General features: G+C 69.9%; 19 protein-coding genes. 3 read left to right on the top strand and 16 right to left on the bottom strand.

Going from position 1 to position 21,282, the window contains the following annotated elements:
• Positions 1-186 precede the first annotated feature (186 nt).
• Both ACIRD8_RS13430 and ACIRD8_RS13425 read left to right on the top strand, forming a co-directional pair.
• Positions 187-744 carry a hypothetical protein gene (locus ACIRD8_RS13430; protein ID WP_403990712.1) on the top strand — a complete coding sequence of 186 codons (558 nt, stop codon included), beginning with the start codon at positions 187-189 and terminating at the stop codon, positions 742-744.
• Positions 745-877: 133 nt separating this feature from the next.
• Positions 878-1,435 carry a hypothetical protein gene (locus ACIRD8_RS13425; protein WP_403989845.1) on the top strand — a complete coding sequence of 186 codons (558 nt, stop codon included), beginning with the start codon at positions 878-880 and terminating at the stop codon, positions 1,433-1,435.
• A gap of 41 nt (positions 1,436-1,476) precedes the next feature.
• Here ACIRD8_RS13425 and ACIRD8_RS13420 read toward each other — a convergent pair whose 3' ends face one another.
• Positions 1,477-1,728 (bottom strand): DUF397 domain-containing protein, encoded by a 252-nt coding sequence (locus ACIRD8_RS13420; RefSeq protein WP_403989843.1) that lies wholly within the window; start codon positions 1,726-1,728, stop codon positions 1,477-1,479.
• Positions 1,725-2,546, bottom strand: a complete 822-nt coding sequence (locus tag ACIRD8_RS13415; RefSeq protein ID WP_403989841.1) for a Scr1 family TA system antitoxin-like transcriptional regulator — start codon at positions 2,544-2,546, stop codon at positions 1,725-1,727. Before ACIRD8_RS13415 ends, ACIRD8_RS13420 begins: the two co-directional genes overlap by 4 nt.
• A gap of 78 nt (positions 2,547-2,624) precedes the next feature.
• Here ACIRD8_RS13415 and ACIRD8_RS13410 point away from each other — a divergent pair, with 78 nt between their 5' ends.
• Complete coding sequence (locus ACIRD8_RS13410) at positions 2,625-3,047, top strand: hypothetical protein (protein WP_403989839.1); 423 nt, start codon at positions 2,625-2,627, stop codon at positions 3,045-3,047.
• A gap of 4 nt (positions 3,048-3,051) precedes the next feature.
• On the opposite strand, the gene ACIRD8_RS13405 is transcribed toward ACIRD8_RS13410, so the two are convergent.
• From ACIRD8_RS13405 to ACIRD8_RS13340, 14 genes are all read right to left on the bottom strand, one after another.
• Positions 3,052-4,035, bottom strand: a complete 984-nt coding sequence (locus ACIRD8_RS13405; RefSeq protein ID WP_403989837.1) for a MarR family transcriptional regulator — start codon at positions 4,033-4,035, stop codon at positions 3,052-3,054.
• A 374-nt stretch (positions 4,036-4,409) separates the two neighbouring features.
• The gene (locus tag ACIRD8_RS13400; RefSeq protein ID WP_403989835.1) at positions 4,410-5,048 is read right to left on the bottom strand and encodes a hypothetical protein; all 639 of its coding nucleotides are present in this window, start codon (positions 5,046-5,048) and stop codon (positions 4,410-4,412) included.
• 152 nt (positions 5,049-5,200) lie between these two features.
• Positions 5,201-7,576 (bottom strand): hypothetical protein, encoded by a 2,376-nt coding sequence (locus ACIRD8_RS13395; RefSeq protein ID WP_403989833.1) that lies wholly within the window; start codon positions 7,574-7,576, stop codon positions 5,201-5,203.
• A 19-nt stretch (positions 7,577-7,595) separates the two neighbouring features.
• Complete coding sequence (locus ACIRD8_RS13390; protein ID WP_403990709.1) at positions 7,596-8,027, bottom strand: hypothetical protein; 432 nt, start codon at positions 8,025-8,027, stop codon at positions 7,596-7,598.
• Positions 8,028-8,142: 115 nt separating this feature from the next.
• Complete coding sequence (locus ACIRD8_RS13385; protein WP_403989831.1) at positions 8,143-9,081, bottom strand: aldo/keto reductase; 939 nt, start codon at positions 9,079-9,081, stop codon at positions 8,143-8,145.
• 183 nt (positions 9,082-9,264) lie between these two features.
• Positions 9,265-10,563 carry a type VII secretion-associated serine protease mycosin gene (gene mycP / locus ACIRD8_RS13380; RefSeq protein ID WP_403989829.1) on the bottom strand — a complete coding sequence of 433 codons (1,299 nt, stop codon included), beginning with the start codon at positions 10,561-10,563 and terminating at the stop codon, positions 9,265-9,267.
• 26 nt (positions 10,564-10,589) lie between these two features.
• Positions 10,590-12,044 (bottom strand): translation initiation factor IF-2, encoded by a 1,455-nt coding sequence (locus tag ACIRD8_RS13375; RefSeq protein ID WP_403989827.1) that lies wholly within the window; start codon positions 12,042-12,044, stop codon positions 10,590-10,592.
• A gap of 46 nt (positions 12,045-12,090) precedes the next feature.
• Positions 12,091-12,597 (bottom strand): hypothetical protein, encoded by a 507-nt coding sequence (locus tag ACIRD8_RS13370; protein WP_403989825.1) that lies wholly within the window; start codon positions 12,595-12,597, stop codon positions 12,091-12,093.
• A gap of 138 nt (positions 12,598-12,735) precedes the next feature.
• Positions 12,736-15,072, bottom strand: a complete 2,337-nt coding sequence (locus ACIRD8_RS13365) for a xanthine dehydrogenase family protein molybdopterin-binding subunit (protein ID WP_403989823.1) — start codon at positions 15,070-15,072, stop codon at positions 12,736-12,738.
• A 79-nt stretch (positions 15,073-15,151) separates the two neighbouring features.
• Positions 15,152-16,660 carry a (2Fe-2S)-binding protein gene (locus tag ACIRD8_RS13360; protein WP_403989821.1) on the bottom strand — a complete coding sequence of 503 codons (1,509 nt, stop codon included), beginning with the start codon at positions 16,658-16,660 and terminating at the stop codon, positions 15,152-15,154.
• On the bottom strand, positions 16,657-17,553 hold the full coding sequence (locus ACIRD8_RS13355) for an FAD binding domain-containing protein (RefSeq protein WP_403989819.1): 897 nt from the start codon (positions 17,551-17,553) through the stop codon (positions 16,657-16,659). The genes ACIRD8_RS13360 and ACIRD8_RS13355 overlap by 4 nt, the downstream gene beginning before the upstream one ends.
• A 249-nt stretch (positions 17,554-17,802) precedes the next feature.
• On the bottom strand, positions 17,803-19,458 hold the full coding sequence (locus ACIRD8_RS13350) for a beta-N-acetylhexosaminidase (protein ID WP_403989817.1): 1,656 nt from the start codon (positions 19,456-19,458) through the stop codon (positions 17,803-17,805).
• A gap of 7 nt (positions 19,459-19,465) precedes the next feature.
• Entirely contained in the window at positions 19,466-20,314 is an 849-nt protein-coding gene (locus tag ACIRD8_RS13345; RefSeq protein WP_403989815.1) for a carbohydrate ABC transporter permease, read from the bottom strand.
• Positions 20,311-21,282 (bottom strand): carbohydrate ABC transporter permease, encoded by a 972-nt coding sequence (locus tag ACIRD8_RS13340; RefSeq protein WP_403989813.1) that lies wholly within the window; start codon positions 21,280-21,282, stop codon positions 20,311-20,313. The genes ACIRD8_RS13345 and ACIRD8_RS13340 overlap by 4 nt, the downstream gene beginning before the upstream one ends.

The following is a 21,282-nucleotide window of genomic DNA, read 5'->3' as shown; positions in this document are numbered from 1 at the left end:
GAACCCGAAAGGGAACGGCCGCCCCCATGGCGCGGGGGCGGCCGTTTTCGTGCGCCCAGGACGGATTCCGGGCCGCAGGTGCGCATACCTGCTTCATGTCCCTCCACCTGAAGACGGACATCTGATCGAATGTCCGGGGACGGCGCCCGCCGCGACGTCTCCCCGAACCCTGAAAGGCCTCTCGCGTTGTCTGCCCGTGGAACTCTCAGGCGTCACCGGTTCATCAGCACAGTGGTATCCCTGTCGGCCACCGTCGCCCTCGCCTCAACCCTGTCGGCGTGCTCCGGCAACGACGCGCCCAAGAAGGCGTACACCGTGCCTACGTCGCTGTGCGGGACCCCCGTGGACCCCGCGCTGGTGAAGGCCGTGCTGCCCGGCGGTGACTCCATCTCGTCGGCCACCTCGAGGCTGAGCGGCGGAGCGGTACGCTGCAACGTGTCCGTGGATGGCAAGGCGGCCCTGAGCCTCACCCAAACATGGTGGAGTGAGGGGCAGACCACAGCGGCGGTCTCTGCGGGCTACGCGGGCACGGACAACGGGGCGTTGTCGGACGACGGGCGCTTTGTCTACACCGCGAAAGCCGGCGTCGGCAAGACTTCTTCCTGCACCTCGTCGGAGCACCCGGAGCAGGACCTCTATGCGGTGGTCCAGGTCTCCGAATCCGGCATCGACGACCAGACGGTCATGAAGAATCTGATCGTCGACTACACCGGGGCAGTCGAGCGGTCGGCGGCCTGTGAGTGACCTTGCCGCACGGTGAGGGCCAGGAGAGCCGCGCCCGTCCCCGCATTCGGCCCCACGGCCTGATGGGCCGTGGGTGTAGGGCCACGGCATAATCTGGCGCCTTGTCCGGGCGCGGGATCACGGGAGTTCACGCATGGCAGTCGTCGCCTTCTTGTTCGTCATAGCCGCCGCGTTCCTCGTCGTCGCGCTGGTCGGCCCCTACCGGCTGTACTGGCGGGCCCGGCCGCACGCACCCCGACAGCCGTCGGACGGCGCTCTCGCTGCGGGGCGGGTCGTCGCGTTCGGGGTAGCCGGGGTCTTCGTCTTCGGCGGCTGCTCGGTCCAGGCGAGCATCGACAAAGGCACCTGGAGTGCGAGCGAGGTCCGGGAGGCCGCCGAGGACGCGGCCGAGTCCATGGCCGCCGACACCCAGATCCGCCGTGACCCGACAGACGGCTACACCTCACTGATCGAGGCAGCCGTCCTGAAGGCCGGCGAGAACCTGGGGCCCTCGTACAGGGTCTCGGTGGAGCGGGCCGGCGAGGGGCACGACTACGAGATAACGGCAGCCGGGAGCGACACCACCGTCTGCATGCACGTCGCGGAGGAGGCATCCTCGGAGGGTGGCGTCTTCGTCCCGGGCGCGGACGGCAGCAGCGACTCCATCCCTGAGTACGAGCTGACCGCCACCGTCGACGACGGCGCCTGCTGAGCGTCCAGGCGGGCCGGTGCCGCGACGGACCAGGGGCGCGGTCAGCCCCTGGCCGCACCCGCCACGAATGCGGTCCAGGCGGCGGGGGTGACGGTGAAGGTGGGGCCGTCGGTGACCTTGGAGTCGCGGACGTGGACGGTGTGGGGGCAGGTGGCTACTTCGACGCATGCCCCGCCCTCGTTGCTGCTGTAGCTCGACTTGTGCCAGTCGTAGGCGACTTCGAGGCACTCGCCGCCCTCGTTGCCGCTGTAGCTGGACTTGAACCAGGTCAGTCCGGGGGCTTCGTGGCTCACAGATGTCTCACCTTCGTCTCGATGACCTCCGCGGACTTCCAGGGGTTCAACGCCTGGGCCCGAAGGATGCCGAAGAGGTCGAACATGTCGCCCACCTGCTCCGGCTTCGCGATCAATCTATCTCCGCCGTGCGCCTCCACATACAGAAGACTGCGGCCTTCTGCGGTGGACATCAACTTCATCGACCCCATCAACCCCGCGTGCGTGTGCTGAGCCGACGGCATCACCTGCACCGTCAGATGGTTGAACCGCTCCACGCAGTCCAGCACATGCCGCAATTGCTCCTTCAGCACCTCTGGCCCACCGAGCGTCCGGTCCAGGACCGACTCCTCGATGACATACCCGATGCGCGGCGGCGGCGTGCGCGACAGCACCGTCTGCCGCTCCAGCCTCGCTCCCACGTGCCGGGCGATCTCGTCCTCCGTGTACGCCGGTACGCGCGAGCGGTACAGCGCGTGCACGTACGCCTCCGTCTGGAGCAGGCCCGGGATCAGCATCGTCTCGTACGCGCTGATCACTCGCGCATTCCGCTCCAGCTTCGCCCAGTCCAGGAACTTCGGCGGGTACTTCTCCTCGTCCACCAGCTCGCAGCACGCCTTCAGCGCCCCGCTCGCACCGAACACCCCGTCCGCGTCGATCAGCAGGTCGCGCGACGGAATGCGTTCCGCCCGCTCCACCGCGCCCATCAGCGACTCCGAGATCAGCAGCTGCTCCGCCGCCTCCTTCTGCGTGAGACCCGCCCGCACCCGGTGGATGCGGATCAGCTCCCCCACCAGCCGCCGCCCGCGCGTCGTCTCGCCACTCGTCCCCACAGCCATCACCACCCTCCCCACATCGCATCGATGTGGATCGCGTCCTGCTGGTCACGCTACGCAGTCAGCGCGATGCTCATTGCCATGACGAGCAAGAAGCTCCCCGAATGGGTACCCGCATCGGGGCTCCAACTCCGCCTCATCGGCATTCACTTCGACGCCATCCGGCTGCGCGGCGTCCGAGGGGAGGCGGTGCTGCACCACCTCGCCGCCCTCACGGACGGCGATCCGGGGCCCGTCGTGCGGGAGATCGCGGGGGCGCGGTGGACGTACTTCCTGCTGGAACCGGGCGCGAGCCAGGACTTCGACTGGCCGCCCGGCGCGAAGTGCTTCGGCCCGGCGGCCCGCGACCAGTACGTGGGGATTCCGGCCGCCCACGGCAACACGTATCCGCTGAGCTGGCGGTGCGGGCCCCCGCAGGACGGGGACTTCGTGGACGCGGAGCTGCTGTACGGGCTGGTGATGACCCAACTCGCCCCGGAGGAACTGCACGTGACCGACGCGTGAGTGCTCAGGGAGTGCGCATCAGGTTGCGGAGACCGGCGACGAGAGCCGGGACGTCGCGTTCGATCTCGGCGGGCGTTGCATCTTCGGTCGACGTGGTCCCGCAGGGGCGGCACAGGCCGTCCGGGAGGGCTTCGGCCGGGCCGGGGCGGCCGCATTCGGTGCACTCGACCAGGAGCTCGCGTGCAGGACGAGAGGCAGGCGAGCCCGGGGCCGGTACGGGCTGCTGGGGCGGCATCTTGTCGGTGAGGCGGCGGCGTACCAGGCCGACAGGGGAGGCGATGGAGTCGGGGAGCCCGGCGGTGAGCGCCGAGGTCAGGTAGTCGGCGCTGACCCCGCGTGCGAACCAGGCGGCGGCGAGCGGTTCCAGCGCGGCGCAGTCGGCGGCGGAGAGCGCCAGGCGGGGTTCGCGGCGGCCGAGTTCGGCGAGGGTGCGGTAGGCGGGCGAAGGGGCGGCGGTAACCGTGGGAGTGCCTGCGCCCGGCTCTTCCTGCGGCTCCGTGGGCGGGTTCGCGGTGGGGCGCTCCGCAGCGCGCTGTTGGGGTACGACCGCCGGTTCGGCGGCAGGTGCCTGCTCCGGAGCGGTGGCGGCCTCGCCTGCGAGCTCGGCGTTCCACCACTCGTTGTCGTGGGCAGTACGGGACCAGTAGGTGAGCGTCACCCATCGGCACTGACCGGCGCCTTCCACCCGGCAGCGCACGCGACGCAAGTGCCCGGCCACGGCGAGGGCGCGCAGCGCGGTGCCGATGGCCATCTGGCCGTACAGGGGCAGGTCCTTGGCCAGCGACTTGATGTCCATGGCAGCGCCGTCGGGGAGGTGGTCGACGTACCCGGCGACGTAGCGCTCGCGCTCGGGCAGGGAGGCGAAGGCCCTTGCATCGGTGGGGCCTTGGGCCGGGATGGTCTGCTTGCCGTAGCCGGGGTGCGCCTTGCGGTACGGGCGCGAGGCTGCGGGCGCGGGCGGGGCGGAGATAGGCTGCTGGATAGCCACGAGATCGTCTTTCTTGGTGTTCGATCTTGGGTCAGACCCCGGCCGGTGCGGCAAACACCCGTCGGGGTCGTCTCGTTGTGGGCACCGAAAGCAGCCGCGACTCTCCGCCGCAACTCGATCACGATTAGTCATACTTGCTGGCCGTGACGGGGTGGGAGGGAGGGGAGGTTTTCCCAAAAGCCCTTACCTACCCCCCGGATGAACAACACCGCTCGAACCTCGGCCCTCGCGTCTGAGCCCTCGAAGCCCGAAGCTCAAGCGTCGACCCCGCAGGCATCCCCGGCCCCCCGAACGAGTGATAGCGCCACGTACGGCGCTCGGGCTCCGAGATTCGGGGCCCGAGCGTCGGGTCACCATCCGACCCCGCTGAGCGTCTACTTCGGCGTGAGATCGGGGGTCACGGGCAGTCCTGCGTTGTTCTCGCAGCCGAGTTCCTTCACCAGCTTGAGCGAAACGGCATGCAGGATGGTCATGTTCAGGTTGCGGTACTCACGATTGTCCGGAGCATCGCTCTCGCCACGCCCGAAGCCGCCATGGACGCGCAGGGGCGTCTTGTCCGAACCCTTCAGTTGAGGGGTGACGCACTCGAAGTACAGGGCGGCGTTGCTGCGTCCAACAGAGGACTGGACGCCCATGGTGTAGAGCTCCTGGCCGGCCGGGAGCCCTTCGTCCTCCACGTCCTGGGGGGCATACATGGAGAACTTCACCCCTCCGCTGTCGGTCTGTTTGGCACCTTTCGGACTGAGCTCACAGAGCGTGTTCCCCGCACCCCAGGAACGCCCTGATCCATACGCTTCCTTGAGCGCGGCGACAGTCTTCTCCATGCCCTTGGGGCTCTCCTCGAAGAAAAGCTTGTCCCCGGTCACCTTTTCGACCATCCCCGCCAGAGAACCGGAGAACACATCCCCGCACACCTGCTCGGCCCCGACGAACGGGTCGTACTGCTTCTCCTCCTCCGCGGCCTGTTTCCCCTCGTCCGCGGCGCACGCCATGCTTCCGGCGCTCAGGACCATCACCAGACCGGCGGCCGTCAGCCATCGTCTCACCCGTGCACACCCACTTCACTCATGCCTACGCCTCTTCTCGCCATCGTCTACTGCCGCGGTCGGCGACCGGCCGACTCCGGGTGCACATACGGCACAGAGCACCCGCCCCAATCCCTCGCTCAGGCCTCCGGACTCACACCTTGGACGCGTGCACGGAGATTCCCGTCGCCGTAGCCGAGCATCCTGGAGTCGTCCAGGTCCTCGGCCAGGTCTCCGCCCGTGCTGGCGTCGAGCTTTTCGATCTCGTCCTTGTGCCGAGCGACGAATGTGTCGACCGGAGTCTCCGTATAGGTCTCTCCCGCCTTGTAGACGGCCGCCTGCTGGTCGGCGGTGAGATCGTCGACCTTCTCCTTGTTCTTGTCGACCGCCTCCTCCCCCATACCGCCGACCACGTCCCCAATGAGCGTCTCTGCGGCTCCGGTCGCCACATCGGTGAACATCGGTACCAGCAGTGCACCCGCGCCGATGACCGGGGCGGCGGGCAGGAAGAAAGCGGCCGTCGCCACTCCGGCACCCAGCGCGGCGGTGCCACCGAACTCAGCCCAACCGGACCGTTGCTCCGCGGCCTTCTCGAAGTCCTCATGCGCCTTGACACCCTCGGCCACGACCTGGTCCGCACGCGCCTGGTCCAGCATTCCCTGGACCTCGGATCCGATCTTCACCGTCCGTCGGACATCGCCCGTGTCGATCTCGCCGTCCTTGCCGACCTGCGCCTCCAGTGCACTGGTCGTGTAGATCTGCTCGGCGGCACTCAAGGACGCGTAGGCGTCGGGGTGGTGTCCCAGGGCGCCCAGGAACTGCCGTGCGATGTCCCGCCCGTTGGAATCGAGGGTGTCGGAGAAGTCGAGATGCCCCTCCCGGCTCCCGGCTGGAGCGAAGACGCTGTCGTCCTTGTTCTTGTCCATCGCCCAGTTGATGTCATCTATGTAACCGGCGCCCATCGCACCCAGGCTGTCGGACAGCGATCCCTGGGTCTTCAGCAGTTTGGCGTCCGAGTACTTCTCCATCACGTCCCGCATGATCGCGGCATTGTCGTCGTCCCGCACCACGCTCGCGTCCGGGTGCCCCGCCGGGTAGCCGAGGGTGGCCGCCTCCAGAGCGTGCCCCAGCGCGTCGGGCATGTGGTTCAGAGAGCCCTTGAGCTCGTCCTCGCCGAGAGTGTTGACGTCCGGGAACGACTCCCACTTCTCGTTGCCGAAGAAGTCGAGGTAGTTCTTGATCGGCTCGTCGCCGTTCTTGCCGAGGTCCGCCGTGGCGCCCTTGTTGATCGTGCCGTCCTCGTTGTACGCGGTCGGCGGGTCGTTGAAGAAGTGCTTCGCGGCGTCCGGGCTGTTGCCGAGCGCCTCCAGCATGGCGGTCGCCGGGTCGTAGCCGGCCCCGTTCACGCCGGACGGGTTGAACGGGTTCTTGAACGGGCTGTTCACCATCTTGTTGTCGGCGAACATGTACGGGTCCTTCTGGTGCAGCTGCGCTACATGCTCGGCGATCGGGTTCAGGAACGCCTTGTCGTAGTTCCCGTACCGCATGATCCCGCCGAGCAGCTGGTATCCGTACGGCCCGCTGTAGTCGTGCTTGGCGAGCGGGATCTGTTCCGTGCCCATCTTGCGGAGTTCCGGACCCCACTCCGCGGTGAACGCCTTGTCGTGGGAGGCGGTGGCCAGGTTGAGACCCAGGTTCTTCTGCAGCGCCTGGACGTCCTTGAGCCTCTGCTCGTCGACGTCGAAACCCTCGTACGTATCCGTCGAGAGCTGGCCGAAGAACGCCAGCGACTTCTCCGGGCCGAGCTTCTCGTAGAAGTTCTTCGAGAACTCCACCGACTTGCTGTTGTCCGCCAGCAACTCGTTGAGCGCCTGAAGTTCCTTGTGTGTCAGCTCACGCCCCTTGCCCGCCAGCGCGGCGGCCCTGGCCGCCTCCTCCTGGTCCATCTTCGTGTACTTCGGGGCGCTGAAGTCCTTGCGGTCGGTGACGTTGGCCTCAAGGGAGTTCTTGAAGGACACATCGGTGTCGTTGCAGTTGTCGACGATCAGGTCGACCTTCTTCTGCCAGGCAGCGATGTTTTCCTTCTCCTGCTGCACCAGCGCGGGATAATCGGGGTCGTGGGCCTTCTGCTGGGGAGGAATGTCCGCGACCGGGTGGCGCGCGGTGACCTTCCCGTTTCCGTCCACCTTGATCCCGGCCGCCGGACCTTCGTGGTCCCGGATGTTGATCAGGTCGTCCTTGGCCTTCTTGATGGCCGTGTAGCCCTCTTCGAGGATCTGCTTCACGCCCTTGGCCTCGGCTGCGGCGTCCCCGACCTCCTTGGCCGTCTTGCTGACGAAGGCCTTGGTGACCCCGGCGTTGAGGCCCTCCCACTCCGCCTTGTCCGCCTTGCCCTTCATCCCGTCGGTGGCCTCGGTGGCGAGCTTCTCCAGGTCGCCCGCCATCTTCGACCAGTCGTCGGCCGCGGCCTTCAGCTTGCCCACGGGGGCGTCGACTATGTCCTCGTACTTCAGCATGCGCGTGGTCCCCCGACCGCTAGTTCATGTATTCCGTGAGCTTGGAGATCGGCGCCAGATCTCCCTCGATCTTCACGTCGTCCTTCGCGTGCTGGGCCTTGGTGTAATCGAGGTGATTCGATATGTGCGCAAGGGAATCCAGCAGGGTCTTCAGGTGGGTGTTCCAGCGGTCGTGCACCTTGAGCACCGCCGAACCACTCGCGAAATTGCCGTTGGTGAGCGCGATCGCTGCGTCGAAGGTGGCGGGCCGGGCGTGATCGCCCTCCCGCGACACCTTCACCCGCAGGTCATAGGCGTCATTCCCGATTGCGCCGAGGTCGTCCCGATTGACCACCAGGTCACCGGAATTGCCCCCGCCTCCGCCTCCCTCAGCCGGGACACTGTTGATCTGCATAGCGCCCCGCGCGGCCGCGGCCGCGCGCAGTTCGGCCCATTCCTGTTCGAAGGTCACGAATTTCCCCAAGTCCGTCTCTTTTACCGCTTCGTCCACGAAACGCGGCCACCGGCCACCTCACCGTATCGTTTTCAGCGCCGGGACAGCCGTCCGGTCGGGGACCTCTGCGCCGCTAACGGGCCTGGGAGAAGCGCGCCATGTGCTCGTCATCGAGCCGCACACGGCGGGCGGCGAGGGCCTCCTCGATCTGCTCCACCCGGCTCACGCCGACGATGGGGTCGATCCCCTGCCGCATCAGCCATGCGAGGACGACCTGGTTCCTCGTGGCCGACTGCTCCCGGGCGATGTCGGCCAGGGCCGAGAGCACCCGGGTGGTGCCGGGGTGCTCGTAGGTCCCGGGAAGCGGCTTGTCCGTGCGCACGTACGCGCCCCACAGCAGCGCGCTGTAGGCCCACACGGTGAGCCCCTCCGACCGGGCGAGGTCCATGTCCTCGTCGGTGAGCATGCGGTGGCCGGCCTCCGCGACGGGGGTGAGCGGGCGCGGCTGGGCCAGTGAGTGGCGCAGTTGCAGGGCCGTCCATGGCTCCACGTGCTGCTCCCGTGCGAGCGAGCGGGCACGCTCGACGCGCCAGGCGGCGTGGTTGGCCGCCCCGATCCGCAGGGCCAAACCCTTCGTGACCAGTTCACCGAAGGCGCCAACCGTCTCCTCCAGCGGCACGGTGCGGTCCTCGGCGTGGGCCCAGAGCAGGTCGACGTGGTCGACCCCGAGGCGTCCCAGGCTCTCCTGGACGCCTGCGTGCACGGCGCGGCCGGACAGCCCTTCGGCGCTCTCCGGCCAGGAGTGCGGGACGAGCGGGTTCTGCCGGACCTTCGTCGCGATCCGCACCGCGTCGCGCAGGCCGGGGCGGGCTCGGAGCCACGCGCCGATGACGCGCTCACTGGCGCCACCGGTGCCGCTGGGATCGGCCCAGAAGGAGTAGCAGTTCGCGGTGTCGAGCCAGACACCGCCGCCTGAGACGAAGGCGTCGAGGATCGCGAAGGCGTCGTCGGGTCCGACCTGGGTGCCGAAGCCCATCGTTCCGAGGACCACCTCGGTGTTGGTGAAGTTCATGCACCCCATGCTGCGAATTGGAGCACACTCCAAGTCAAGTGCGTCAAGTCGGCCGCTGCGCGCGGGTCGTCGCGCCTCGCCGACCCCTGCCGACTGTACTGGCGGGCCCGCCCGCAGGCGGCGCGGCAGCCGTCGTGAAGGCGAGTGAGGGCCGCGAGGGACCCTCGTACGGCGTCGGTGACCTTACGACGGATACGGCGGCTGCGAATGCTGCTGGTACTCGTTCGGCTGCCGGTATGGCTGTGGGACAGCGCGGGCAGTGCTCCGGCGGCGGGAGCGGACGATCAGGCCGGCCGCTGCGACGCCGATGAGGACCGCCGCGCCGATGCCCAGGCCGATCCAGAGGGCGTTGTGGCCACCGTCGTCGGTGGCGGGTGCTGCGGCAGCCGGTTTGTCGCCCTCCTCGGAGCCGGCCGTGGGCTTGGAGGGCTCCGAGGAAGGCTCCGGGGACTCGGCTGCGGCAAGGTCGGGGAGCGGGTACTCGTCTGCGGGGCCGGGATCGCCGGGCGTCTTCAGGGCGATCCGGGGACGGACGACGCCGTATCCGACATAGTCCGTGCGCTCATCGCCACTGATAGGCCGGCCGGCCGTGTTGAGCAGAACCCGCAAGACCTGGTTGTTGGTCCAGTTCGGGTGCTTGGACCAGATGAGTGCGGCGGAGGCGGAAGCGAGGGCTGTGGCGTCACTGGTGCCGTGCGAGGTACAGAAGCCTGTCTCGCTCTTGCAGGCATGGATCATCTCCTCGCCCGGCGCGGAGAGGTCTACCTGTGGGCCGAACTGGGATTCCCCCGTCCTCTGCAGGTCCTTGCCGATGGCCGCCACACCTACAGCCCCGGGAGTTGCTCCCGGGTATTTGACACCATTGGCACCCTCGGCGTCGTTACCCACACCCGCGAAGACCAGTGATCCTTTGCCAAGCGCGTACTTCACCGAGTCCGTCAACCGCTGCGAACCTTCGCTAGCAGCCAGCGAGATATTAATGACCTTGGCACCCTTGTCGGCAGAATACCGAATGGCCGCAGGAACCGTAGTATTGAACTGTTCAATATCTTCAGCAAGGTTGGCGGCCTCGTCGGGGACCCGGACAGGAAGAATCTTTACGCCGGGCGCCAGTCCAAACGCCCCGTCTCCGTTGCGACTGTCGCCTGTCCCTGCGATCAGTCCAGCCATCCCCGTACCGTGACCGTCGTAGTCGGAGTGCTCATCGCCGGACTCACCCGGAGCGAAGTCCTTCCCCTTGAGGACCTGCCCTTGCAGATCCGGATTTGACGTATCGATCCCCGAATCGATCACAGCAACCGTGACGCCCTTCCCGGTGCTGCTCTGCCACATCTCCTCGGCCTTCATCGACGTCAGGTGCCACTGATTCGAACGGACCGACTCCGCATGGGCAACCCCTGCCGTGACAGCCACCAGCAGCGTTCCAAGCGCCGCCGAAATAGTGGCCCTTGTCCGGCCCCTGTGCACACCGCTGGCAAGCATTCGCGTCCTTATCCGGAGCCGTTCCATCACTCGATGACGGGCGGCGTTACGCGACGCCCACCCTGCTTCCATGTCTCTTCATCTTCGATCAAGTAGTCCGGACGCTCACCGCCCTCGTCGCGGCGGGGGTCTCCAGGCCGACCGCTTGACGGCGCCCGCAATCCACCTGCTGCCTGTCCAGCAACACGCCCGTTTTCGTTGCCCCGAACAAGGCCGGTGCCACCAGGCGTGAAGGGACGTTCACCTGAACGCCCCGTCTGCCGGGGCCGGCCACCGACGACTCCGCTGTTTCCACCAACCGGTGGGCGCCCGCCCATCGCCCCGCTCCGAGCGGCGCCGCCGGCGCTCATCCCTCCATGCCCCATGGGGGTCCGTCCCTGCGCCCCCTCACCGCCGACAACCGTTCCGCCGGGAAGCCCTCGGCCGGTGGGCTGGGCTACCGGCCGACCACCGGTGATGCCGGCATCACGAGGCGTGCGGCTTGCCGAGCCCGAACCGGACACGCCCTGGCCGGGCAGCGACGGCGGGCGGACACCCAGCCCTGCGCTCTTCGCACTGCCGAAGGGACCTGGAACCGACCGCGTGCCGCCGCCGAACGCGGGGGGCACGGGGAGTCCAGAAGGCAGACCGCTGTCCGGCCTACCCGTCACCGGCGGCCCTGGCTGTGACACCGGGGGCGTGGACGATGACTGTGGAAGAGTCGCTGTGCTGTTGACCTCCATGCTGACCGGGGTTTCCAGGTCGGGCGGCACGCGGAGCGCTGATGAGTCAGGAGCGCCTCGGCTTCCTGAGCCCGTTGCCTGCGAGGGCTCGGAGTGCGTGGTCACCTCGCGAACCGCGCCTTCGCCCTCGGCATCTCCCCTGCCGCCTGCTGGCCCCCATGTCTGGGCGTCATCGATGCCACCAGATCGCTCCGGCACGATCGCCCCCGGCGGAGGCGGGAACGCCGGCTTCTCCAGTGCGTCCAGCTGCGAGGCCGACAACGCGTACGACTGCGCCAGCTTCCGCATCTCCGCCACAGCCTCCTGGCGGTTCGCCTCCTTCGCCGCGATCAGCGTCTCCGCCGACTTCTGCGCAACCGCGGACGCATCCGGGTCGTTCCGCGCCGCCCGCGCCGCATCAAGGTTCGCCTGCGCCCCCGCGTGCGTACGCGGGATGGCCACCTGGGCCGAGGCAAGCGAATCCGAAGCCTGGGCCAGCCACTTCGACGCGCCCTCGCTGTAGTCGCCCAGCCGCAGCGTCGCGTTGGCCAGATCCGCGCTCCAGGTGCGGAACGCGTCCGCGCCCTCGCCCTTCCACTCGACCGTCTGCGGGCGGCCCTTGAGCTCCTTCGCGATCTTGCGAATCTCCTTCGCCGCGCTCACCAGCCGGTCCGACGCGCCCTGGATCGCCCCGCTGTTGGCCGCGTCCAGCCACGCGAGCATCTCCTCGTGCGACATGCTGTCGAACGGAGTGCCCTGGCCTGCTTCCTTGTGATCCATCCCCGTACCCCCGTCTGTCCCCGTGCCGCACCAGTGATCGTCGTCCTCAGAGCCCGCTGACACCTGCGGTGTCGCCGGTGTCCGGTTCCGTCGGCTTCGTGGCAGACGGCTGTCCCCCGCCCTGCTTCGCCGGGCCCTGCGACGGGTCGTACTTCCCGCCGTACTGCTCCTCCACCCCGTCACTGATCGCGAGCATCCGGCGGCGCAGGTCGTCGTCGATGTTCGCGTAGCCGTTGTGCGAGGCGAGCACCGCGATACTCATGCCCTCGATGCAGTCCGAGAGCAGCTTGGAGAGCGACTCAAGCTCCATGATCACTGTCTGGTACGAGGTGAACAGCGAGGCCGCCTCGGCCCACCGGTTGTCGCCGCCGCCGAACTGCTGGCGGGACATGGGGTCCTCGGCAAGATTCCTGGGTCCCGCGGGGGACTCCTTCAGTTCGCGCAGAATTTCTTCTATGCGGGCACGGAACTTCGTGAACGACGTGAGCTCTGTCGCAAGGGACGCCGCCGCGATGCCCACTCCCGCGAACCCCGCCAACGGCATCGCCGCCATGCCCACTCCGGAACCATCACTCGGCAGCACAGCACTCCCCCGGATACAGCTCACTACAGCCTTCAGGTCACTGTAGCCAGCACCGGTGACACACCGCGCCCCCAGGTACACGTTTAGCGCACATCTGCGTCCGGAGCGTTACGCCTTGGGCGTAGCCGCCACCGCCGCCTGGGGCCGGATCGGCAGCCGGTTGACCGGGCGGCCCGTCGCCGCGCGGACCGCTGATGCCACCGCTGCCGGGGACGTCACCACCGGGGCCGCCGAGGCCGGCTTGGCGCCGAAGGGGGCCACCACGTCGCGTTCCTCGATCAGCTTGACGATGCGGATGTCCGGCGCGTCCAGGGACGTCGGAAGCGCGTACCCGGTGAGGTCCGGGTGGCGGATCAGGCCGCGGGCGGTGCGCAGGTTCTCCGTGAGGGCCGCGCCGATGCCCTGGGTGACGCCCGCCTCGATGCGGGTCGCCAGCTGGGACGGGTTGAGGATCCGGCCGACGTCCTGGGCGACGGCCATCTCGACCACCCGGACCGACCCGAGCTCGATGTCGACGTCGACCACCGCGCGGACCGCGCAGAAGGCCAGGCCCACGAACGCGTCGCCCTGGCCCGATTCGTCGAGCGGCTCGGTGGGGTGCGGGCGGCACTGGGCGGTCGCCCAGAGTTCCTTGCCGTCCATCGCCTCCGTGACCGTCGTGGACAGCACACCGTCGTACGAGGTGATCTTGCCGTCGGCGATCTGGAGGAGCTCCGTGGACATGCCGAACTTGTGCGCCAGCGGCTGGAGGAGCTGGGTGCGGACCATCTTGGCGGCGCGTTCGATCGCTCCGCCCGAGACCCAGGTGTGCCGGCCGTGCGTCGCCGGGCCCGCGGGGGGCTGGTCGGTGTCCACCGCCGCCACATGGACCTCTTCGACGCCCAGGGTCTCCTGGACGATCTGGCGGGCCAGCGTGGTGAAGCCCTGGCCGGTCTCGACGGCCGCGCAGATGACGGTGGCGACGCCGTCATGGACCCGGACCGTGGCCGTGGAGACCTCGTCGGCGCCCTCGGCGCCGAGCATGTGGACCATGCCGAGGGCGTAGCCGACACCCCTGCGTACGGCCCCGGGCTCGCCGGCGCCCTCCGGGCCGCCGGGGAGCAGCCAGTCGTCCTCCGGGGAGTCCTTGGGGAGCGCGGGGAGCGGGAAGTCGCGCAGCTCGCCGAGGAGTTCGGCGACAGGCGCGGGGCAGGTCACGGTCTGGCTGGTGGGCAGGATGTCGCCCGTGGACAGGGCGTTGCGCAGGCGGAGTTCGACCGGGTCGATGCCCAGCTTCGCCGCCAGCTTGTCCATCTGGCCCTCGTACGCGGCGCAGACCTGCATCGCGCCCTCGCCGCGCACGTGCCCGGACGGCGGGTTGTTCGTACGGACCGCCCAGCCCTCGATGAAGGCGTGCGGGACGACGTACGGACCGCAGGCGAAGGCCACGGCGGCGGCCAGGGACTCGGAGGAGGCGTCGGCGTACGCGCCCGCGTCGAGGAGGATCTGCGCCTCGACCTTGACCAGCCTGCCCTCGGTGTCCGCGTGGTGGCGGTAGCGCAGCAGGGTGGGGTGGCGGTGGGCGTGCCCGAGGAAGGACTCCTCGCGCGTGGCGGCCAGTTTGACCGGGCAGCCGGTGCGCAGGGCGAGCAGGCCCAGCGGGATCTGGAAGCCCGGGTCCTCCCGGTCGCCGGTCGCCCCGGGGACACCGGTCACGACGACCTTGACCCGCTCGGGGTCCAGGCCGAAGCAGGCGGCGGCCAGGTCGCGGTCGGTGTGCGGGTCGGTGGATGCCGTGTAGAGCTCGACGCCGCCGTCGGGGCGGGGCACGGCGAGGCCGGCCTCCGCGCCGATCGGGGCGGGGTCCTGCCGGCCGATGCGGTAGAGGCCCTCGACGATGACCTCGCCCACGGTGTCCGGGTCGCCGTAGCGCAGCGGGATGTGGCGGATGAGGTTGCCGTCGGGGTGCAGCGGCTCGGCGGCGAAGGCCTTCTCGGGGTCGGTGACCGGTTCGAGGACCTCGTACTCGACGGCGATCGCCGCGGCGGCCAGCCGGGCGGTGTCGGGGTGGTCGGCGGCGACGGCGGCGATCGCCTCGCCGTGGTGGCGTACGAGCTCGGAGGCGAACACCGGTCGGTCGACGACCCGGCGGCCGTACGAGCCGTCCCCGGGGATGTCCTCGTGCGTGACGACCGCGCGTACACCGGGCATACCGGCGGCGGCCGTCGTGTCGATCGACAGGATGCGCGCGTGCGGGTGCGGGGAACGCAGCATCGCGGCCCACAGCAGCCCCTCGGCCCACAGGTCGGCCGCGTACGGGAAGGTGCCCTCCGTCTTGGCGCGGGCGTCGGCGGGCGGCAGCGAGGTGCCCAGTCCGAGCGCGGGCAGCTCCTGGTCCTGCTCGGGGCCCTCGGGCGGCGGTGCCGTGCGTGGGGTGCTGGTCGCGGTGGCTGCGTCGCTGGTCACGCCGCCTCCTTGTCGTTCGCTCCGCTGTGGTGGCGGCTGGTGGTGGGGGTGACCGGTGGTGCGGGGGACGGCACGGTGTTCACCGGACGTCTCCCTCGTGCTCGGGTGCCTGGACGCCGCCCGCGCCGGGGGCGGCCTGGTGCGGGATGCGTGGTGCGGCGTCGTCCGGAGCGCTCGCCGCCGCCTCCGCGGTCGCCTCCCGGCCCTCGACGACCTCGCGTACGGCGTCGAGCACACCCCGGTAGCCGGAACACCGGCAGAGGTTGCCGCACAGGGCCTGACGGGTCTCCAGCTCGCTGGGGGCGTGGTTGCCCTCCAGGAGGTCGTGGACGGTCATGGCCATCCCCGGGATGCAGAAGCCGCACTGGACGGCGCCGCACTCGGCCAGGGCCCGCTGGACGTCGGACGGTTCGCCGTCCACCGCGAGCCCCTCGACGGTACGGACCTCGCTGCCCGCCGTCGTGGCGGCGGGAACCAGGCAGGAGGCCACGAGACGGCCGTCGACCTGGACGTTGCAGGCACCGCACTCACCCTGCGAGCAGCCGTCCTTGGCGCCGGCGAGGCCGAGGCGCTCCCGGAGCACGTACAGCAGGGACTCACCGATCCAGGCGTCGCTGACGGGGCGGTCCGCGCCGTTCACATGGAGGACGTACGACGCCGACGGGTGCTCGCTGGGGGCGGCCGACGGGGCGGGATCCGCGGGCTGCTCCGTGGCCTCCGTGGGCACGGGGCCGTGCTCCTGGGCGAGCTCGGGGTCATGTCCTGGGGCAGGTTCGTGGCCGGCCCCGGGCGTCTCGGCCGACGGCTCCGGGGCCTCTGCCGCGGGCTCCTCGGCCGTCACCGGCTCACCGGCGGGCTCCACAGGGGCCTCGGCCGCCTCGGGCGCCTCCCCGGCGGCCTCCGGGGTCTCCTGAGCCTCCACGGGCCCGGGCGGGGCCTCCTCCGCGGCGGGTGCGGGCTCGGCCACCGGCTCCTGCGTCGCCCACGGCGCGGGCGCACCGCCCGGCAGTGTGGCCGGGGGCGCCTCCGCGTACCACTGGGCCATCGCCGACGCGGCGAACTCGCCGGACTCCTCCGGGAGGTCGCCGTCGGCCACCGGGATCGTCCACTCGCCGGTGTGACCGGCGGGCTCAGGCGTGGGCTCGGGCTCGGCGGGGACGGCCTCGGTGAAGTTCCACTGGGCCGTCGTGGACGACGTCTGCGCGTACTGCGAGGTGTCCGGGTACGGCTGCCGGTACGGATCCTGCTGCTGGTTCGGGTCGGGCCAGTGCACCGCCTCGGGCGCGGCCTCCGGGCCCGAGGCGTGACCGGCCGCCCGCTCCTGCTGGCTCTGCGTCTGCACGACCCAGCTGCCCGTCGCCGCGGGGTCGAGACCGGCCGCCGGGGTCAGCGGAAGGATCATCGGCGGTACGTAGCTGTGGCCGGGAGCGGCCAGCGGGTCGTTCCCGAGGTCGGCGAGGTCCTCCGGGGGCAGGTGGACGAAGGCGGTCGCCTCGGCGTCGTACTCACCGCCCTGCGGGGTCGGCGTCCAGCCGGCGTACGGGTCGGGCTGCCCGTGCTGCTGCTCGGGGTTCTCTTCATTGCTCACGACAGTGCCCTCCCCAGTGCGCGTCGGGCGAGCGCGGCGACCGTGCGCCGCAGGTGCAGGACGGCGGGCGACAGCGGAGGTGCCTCTCCCCCGTCGTCCGGTGGAGCCTGGTCCGGGATGCAGGCCGCCGCGACGTACTCGCCGAAGGCGGCCAGCGCGTCCGGGGCCAGGCCGCGTTCGGCGTCCCAGTCGATCAGGGAGGCGATCCAGCGTTCGGCCTCCAGGGGCCGCAGCGGCATCGGGGCGATCGCGCCGACCGCGCAGCGCACGCCGCGCCGGGCCGGGTCCAGGACGATCGCGACGGAGGCGGTGGCGCGGCCGGGGCCGGTGCGGCCGGTCGCCTTGAGGAAGACCTGGGGGGCGTGCAGCAGCGGGACGCGGACGAAGCCGATCAGCTCGGCGGGTTCGAGCATCTCGCGGCCCGCGAGCAGGTGCGAGACGGGGATCTCACGGCGGGCGCCCCCGGGGCCGGCGATGACCAGCTCGGCCTCCAGGGCGGCCAGGACCGGCAGGGCGTCGCCGGTCGGGGCCGCGGTGGCGATGTTCCCGCCGAGCGTTCCGGCGTTACGGATCTGGGGCGGGCCCGCGGCGCGCGCGGACGCGGCCAGCGCGGGGATGAGCGCGGCGAAGTCGGGCCGCCCCATGCGCGCGTGGGTGAGCCCGGCCCCGAGCAGCGCGTGGCCGTCCTGGTAGTGCCAGCCGCGCAGCTCGCTGATGCGGCCGAGGCCGACCAGTCCCGAGGGCCGCAGGAGCCCCTTGTTGACGGCCGCCATGAGGTCCGTGCCCCCGGCCACGGGGACGGCGGCAGGCATGGCGCCGAGAGCCGCCACGGCCTCGTCGAGCGAGGCCGGGAGCGTCACCGACTGCATCGCCTGCGGTGCGTGCGTGGTCAACCCAGCTGCCCCTTCCCGGTGTCCCGGCAGTCCCGCCTGTCCGCCGTACGGTACGTGCTCACGGCCGGGACGTGGCAACTCTGGCACATCTTCCGGGCTGTCCGACGCGAGGGTCCGCGAAGGGTGTTTCCGTCCCCGACCAGGGGAAAAGTCACCTTTGGCAGCTCTTCTGCCCGGCGCACGAATTGACACTCTTCAGCGGGTTCGTACGACTTATTCGGTTCCCCTGGCCGGTGCGCGGGCCCCTGGTCACACGGTCGGGGGCGGCCCCTCGATCGGGCGACCCAGGACGCCGGGCCGCCGCTGCCAGGGGTGCGGGCCCGTCGGCGGCCGGTAGGCGACGCCCAGGGCGTCGAGCCGGGCGTAGTGAGTGTTCATCCGGCGTTCGAAATCGGCGAAGTCCCGCTCCCCCGGCGCCGGGAGCCGTGACCAGGCGACCTCGGCGAAGGCGGTGAGCCTCGGGAACACCTGGTAGTCGACGCGGTCCCGGTTCTGCATGACCTCGGTCCAGACGTTGGCCTGGGCGCCCATGATGTGTCCGGCGGCCTCCTCGGAGAGGCCCGGGGGCACGGGCTCGAATCGGTAGACGTCCTCCAGGGTGCGGACGTACCCGATGGGCATCGGCTCGTCGGGGCCGCCGTGCTGACGGTGGTCCAGGTACACCTGCTGCTCGGGGCACATCACGACGTCGTGCCCCGCCTCGGCGGCCGCGATGCCGCCCGCGTAGCCCCGCCACGACGTCACGGCCGCGCCCTCGGCGAGGCCGCCCTCCAGGATCTCGTCCCAGCCGATGAGGCGGCGGCCCCTGGCGGTGAACCAGCGGTCGAAGTGGCGGATGAACCAGGACTGGAGTTCGTCCTCGTCCCTCAGGCCGAGTTCGGCCATGCGGGACTGTGCCGCCGGTGACGCCTTCCACTGGTCCTTGGGGCATTCGTCGCCGCCGATGTGGATGAACGGCGAGGTCTCGGCGGGGAACAGGTCGAGCAGTTCTTCGAAGACGCCCTCGAAGAAGCGCAGGGTGTTGTCAGTGGGGGCGAGTACGTTCGGATTGACCCCCCAGGTGTCCCACACGGAAAGCGCGGAGGTATCGATGACGTCGGTGTTGCCCAGTTCCGGATACGCGCTGATGGCTGCCTGCGAGTGGCCCGGGATGTCGATCTCGGGGACCACCCGGATATGCCGCTCGGCGGCGTAGGCGACGATTTCGCGGATGTCGTCCTGCGTGTAGAAGCCGCCGTGCGGAGTCTCGTCCCACAGTTCGGAGGCTCGGTGGCCGTATTTGGTGCGTGCGCGCCAGGCTCCGGCCTCCGTGAGCCGCGGGTGACGCTTGATCTCGACGCGCCAGCCCTGGTCGTCGGTGAGGTGGAAGTGGAAGACGTTCAGTTTGTGGGCGGCCAGCAGGTCGAGCATGCGCAGCACGCCGTCCTTGGGCATGAAGTGCCGCGCCACGTCGAGCATCATTCCGCGCCAGCCGAAGCGCGGGCCGTCCTCGATCTCCGTGGAGGGGATGCCTTTCCGCTCATCGCCCGGACCGAGGGGCGCGCGGCGGAACGCCTCCGGGCCGAGGAGCTGACGGAGGGTCTGTGCTCCCCAGAACACCCCGGCCGGGCCACCCCCGGTGATCCGTACGCCCGAGGTGGGCGCCACGGTCAGCCGGTAGCCCTCGGGCTCCAGCGAGGGATCGATGCGCAGATCGACGGTGTTCGTGTCAACGGTGTTCGCGGTCCCGTCCGCCGGGGTGCCCGGGGCGAGCGGCACGCCGAAGGCCGCCCCGAGCGTGGTGCGCAGCCAGCGTTCCGTGCTCTCGGTGCCGGGGCCCGCCGTGAGGGTCGTGGCCGCGTCCAGGAGGAATACGCCCCCGCCGTCGCCGCCGGTGCGTACCGGTGCCGGGATCAGGTGGTCCATACGTCGATCAGTCCTTCACCGCGCCGCCGAGTCCGGAGACCAGGCGCCGCTGTACGAGGACGAAGAAGACCAGGACGGGAATGGTCATCACCGTGGAGGCCGCCATGATCCCTCCCCAGTCGTTCTCGTCGGGTTTGAAGAAGACCAGCAACGCCATGGGGAGCGTCGACTGGGAGGTGTCGCTGATGATGAACGATTTCGCGAACAGGAAGTCGTTCCAGGTCGAGATGAACGAGAAGACGCTCGTCGCGACGAGGCCGGGAAAGACGAGCGGGAAGAGGATCTGCCAGAGGAAGCGGGTGCGGCTCGCCCCGTCGATGTAGGCGGCCTCCTCCAGGGCGTCCGGGACGGCCTTGACGAAACCGCGCAGCATCCAGATCGCGAACGGCAGGGAGAAGGCGAGGTGCGGCAGGATCAGTGATCCCAGCGTGTTCAGCTGCCCGAAGTCCCGCATCAGGAAGAACAGCGGGATGGTCAGCGCCTCGACCGGCACCATCTGCGCCACGAGGAACATGATGAGCAGGGTCGTGCGGAACTTGAAGCGGAATCTCGTCACGGCCGTGGCGGCGAGGAACGCGATCAGCGCGGAGGCGATGACGACCGTTCCGGCGACGACCAGGCTGTTGAGGAAGTAGCGGCCGAATTCCTGCTGTTCGAAAACCCGCCGGAAGGAGTCGAGGGAGGGTGCCAGGGTCCAGGGGCGGGCCTCGGTGGACTGGATCTCGCCCGTCGGCTTGAAGGCGGAGAGCACCATCCAGTACAGCGGGAAGGCGACCACGACGGCGATGACGAGGGCCGCGGCCTCCGCCGCGAGCCTCCCGGGCCGGCGTACCCGCAGCAGCGTGCGCGCGCTCACAGTTCCTCCCCCTGGCGCCGCACCAGGCGCAGATAGACCAGCGTCACGGCCAGCAGGATCACCAGCATCACGACGCCGATCGCCGATCCGAGGCTGTACTGCGAGGACGCGAACGCCTTCTGGTACGCGTACACGTTGAGCACCAGGTTCTGGCCGGCGATGCCGCCGCCGTTGGTCATGACGTAGATCTGGGTGAAGACCTTGAAGTCCCAGATGACCGACTGGATGGTCACGACGACCAGGATCGGGCGGAGCATGGGGGCCATGACCGACCGCCAGATCCGCCACTGCGAGGCGCCGTCCAGCGAGGCCGCCTCCAGCACCTCGGTGGGGATCGCCCGGATGCCCGCGTACACGGTGACCATCACGAACGGGAACGAGCACCAGAGCACTTCGAGGAGCACCAGAGCGAAGGCGCTGTAGCGCCCGTACGTCCAGGAGAAGTCGCCGAGCCCCAGGACCTTGTTGACCGGGCCGAAGTCCGGGTCGAAGAGGAAGACCCAGACGGTGGAGCCGGTGATGGCCGGTGTGGCCCAGGCGCCCAGCGCGGCCATCATGAGCGCGAGCCGGGGCAGGGCGCGGACGCGGGTCAGCAGGACGGCCAGGGCGCAGCCGACGAACAGGGTGGCGAGGACGCAGGCCGCGGCGAAGACCACGGTCGCGAGGAGCACCTGCCAGAACTGGCTGTCGCGGAAGAGCGTGGCGTAGTTGCCGAAGCCCTGGAAGGTGGTCGGTTCGCCGCCGCTGACCTGGGCCTGGGTGTACTCCAGGAAGGAGATCAGGCCCAGCTGGTAGATCGGGTAGACGAGCAGCCCGCCGAGCAGGACGAGCGCCGGCAGCAGATAGAGCCAGGGGGTCCAGCCGGAGCGCCGCGCGGGGGAGGCCGGGACGCGCCGGGGCGGGCGGGCCGGAGCCCCGCTCGCCCCGGACACGGCGGGGACCTTGGGCGGTGCGGTGTTCGCGGTCAT

The organism is Streptomyces sp. NPDC102451 (assembly GCF_044765485.1).
Classification (GTDB): domain Bacteria; phylum Actinomycetota; class Actinomycetes; order Streptomycetales; family Streptomycetaceae; genus Streptomyces.
This window is presented reverse-complemented; position numbering and strand designations above follow the sequence as displayed.

Coding starts and splice junctions, on each gene's coding strand:
- ACIRD8_RS13425 (WP_403989845.1), top strand. CDS start 878: ATGGCAGTCGTCGCCTTCTTGTTCGTCATAGCCGCCGCGTTCCTCGTC.
- ACIRD8_RS13415 (WP_403989841.1), bottom strand. CDS start 2,546: ATGGCTGTGGGGACGAGTGGCGAGACGACGCGCGGGCGGCGGCTGGTG.
- ACIRD8_RS13410 (WP_403989839.1), top strand. CDS start 2,625: ATGACGAGCAAGAAGCTCCCCGAATGGGTACCCGCATCGGGGCTCCAA.
- ACIRD8_RS13400 (WP_403989835.1), bottom strand. CDS start 5,048: ATGGTCCTGAGCGCCGGAAGCATGGCGTGCGCCGCGGACGAGGGGAAA.
- ACIRD8_RS13395 (WP_403989833.1), bottom strand. CDS start 7,576: ATGCTGAAGTACGAGGACATAGTCGACGCCCCCGTGGGCAAGCTGAAG.
- ACIRD8_RS13385 (WP_403989831.1), bottom strand. CDS start 9,081: ATGAACTTCACCAACACCGAGGTGGTCCTCGGAACGATGGGCTTCGGC.
- mycP (WP_403989829.1), bottom strand. CDS start 10,563: ATGCTTGCCAGCGGTGTGCACAGGGGCCGGACAAGGGCCACTATTTCG.
- ACIRD8_RS13375 (WP_403989827.1), bottom strand. CDS start 12,044: ATGGATCACAAGGAAGCAGGCCAGGGCACTCCGTTCGACAGCATGTCG.
- ACIRD8_RS13370 (WP_403989825.1), bottom strand. CDS start 12,597: ATGGCGGCGATGCCGTTGGCGGGGTTCGCGGGAGTGGGCATCGCGGCG.
- ACIRD8_RS13350 (WP_403989817.1), bottom strand. CDS start 19,458: ATGGACCACCTGATCCCGGCACCGGTACGCACCGGCGGCGACGGCGGG.
- ACIRD8_RS13340 (WP_403989813.1), bottom strand. CDS start 21,282: ATGACCGCGAACACCGCACCGCCCAAGGTCCCCGCCGTGTCCGGGGCG.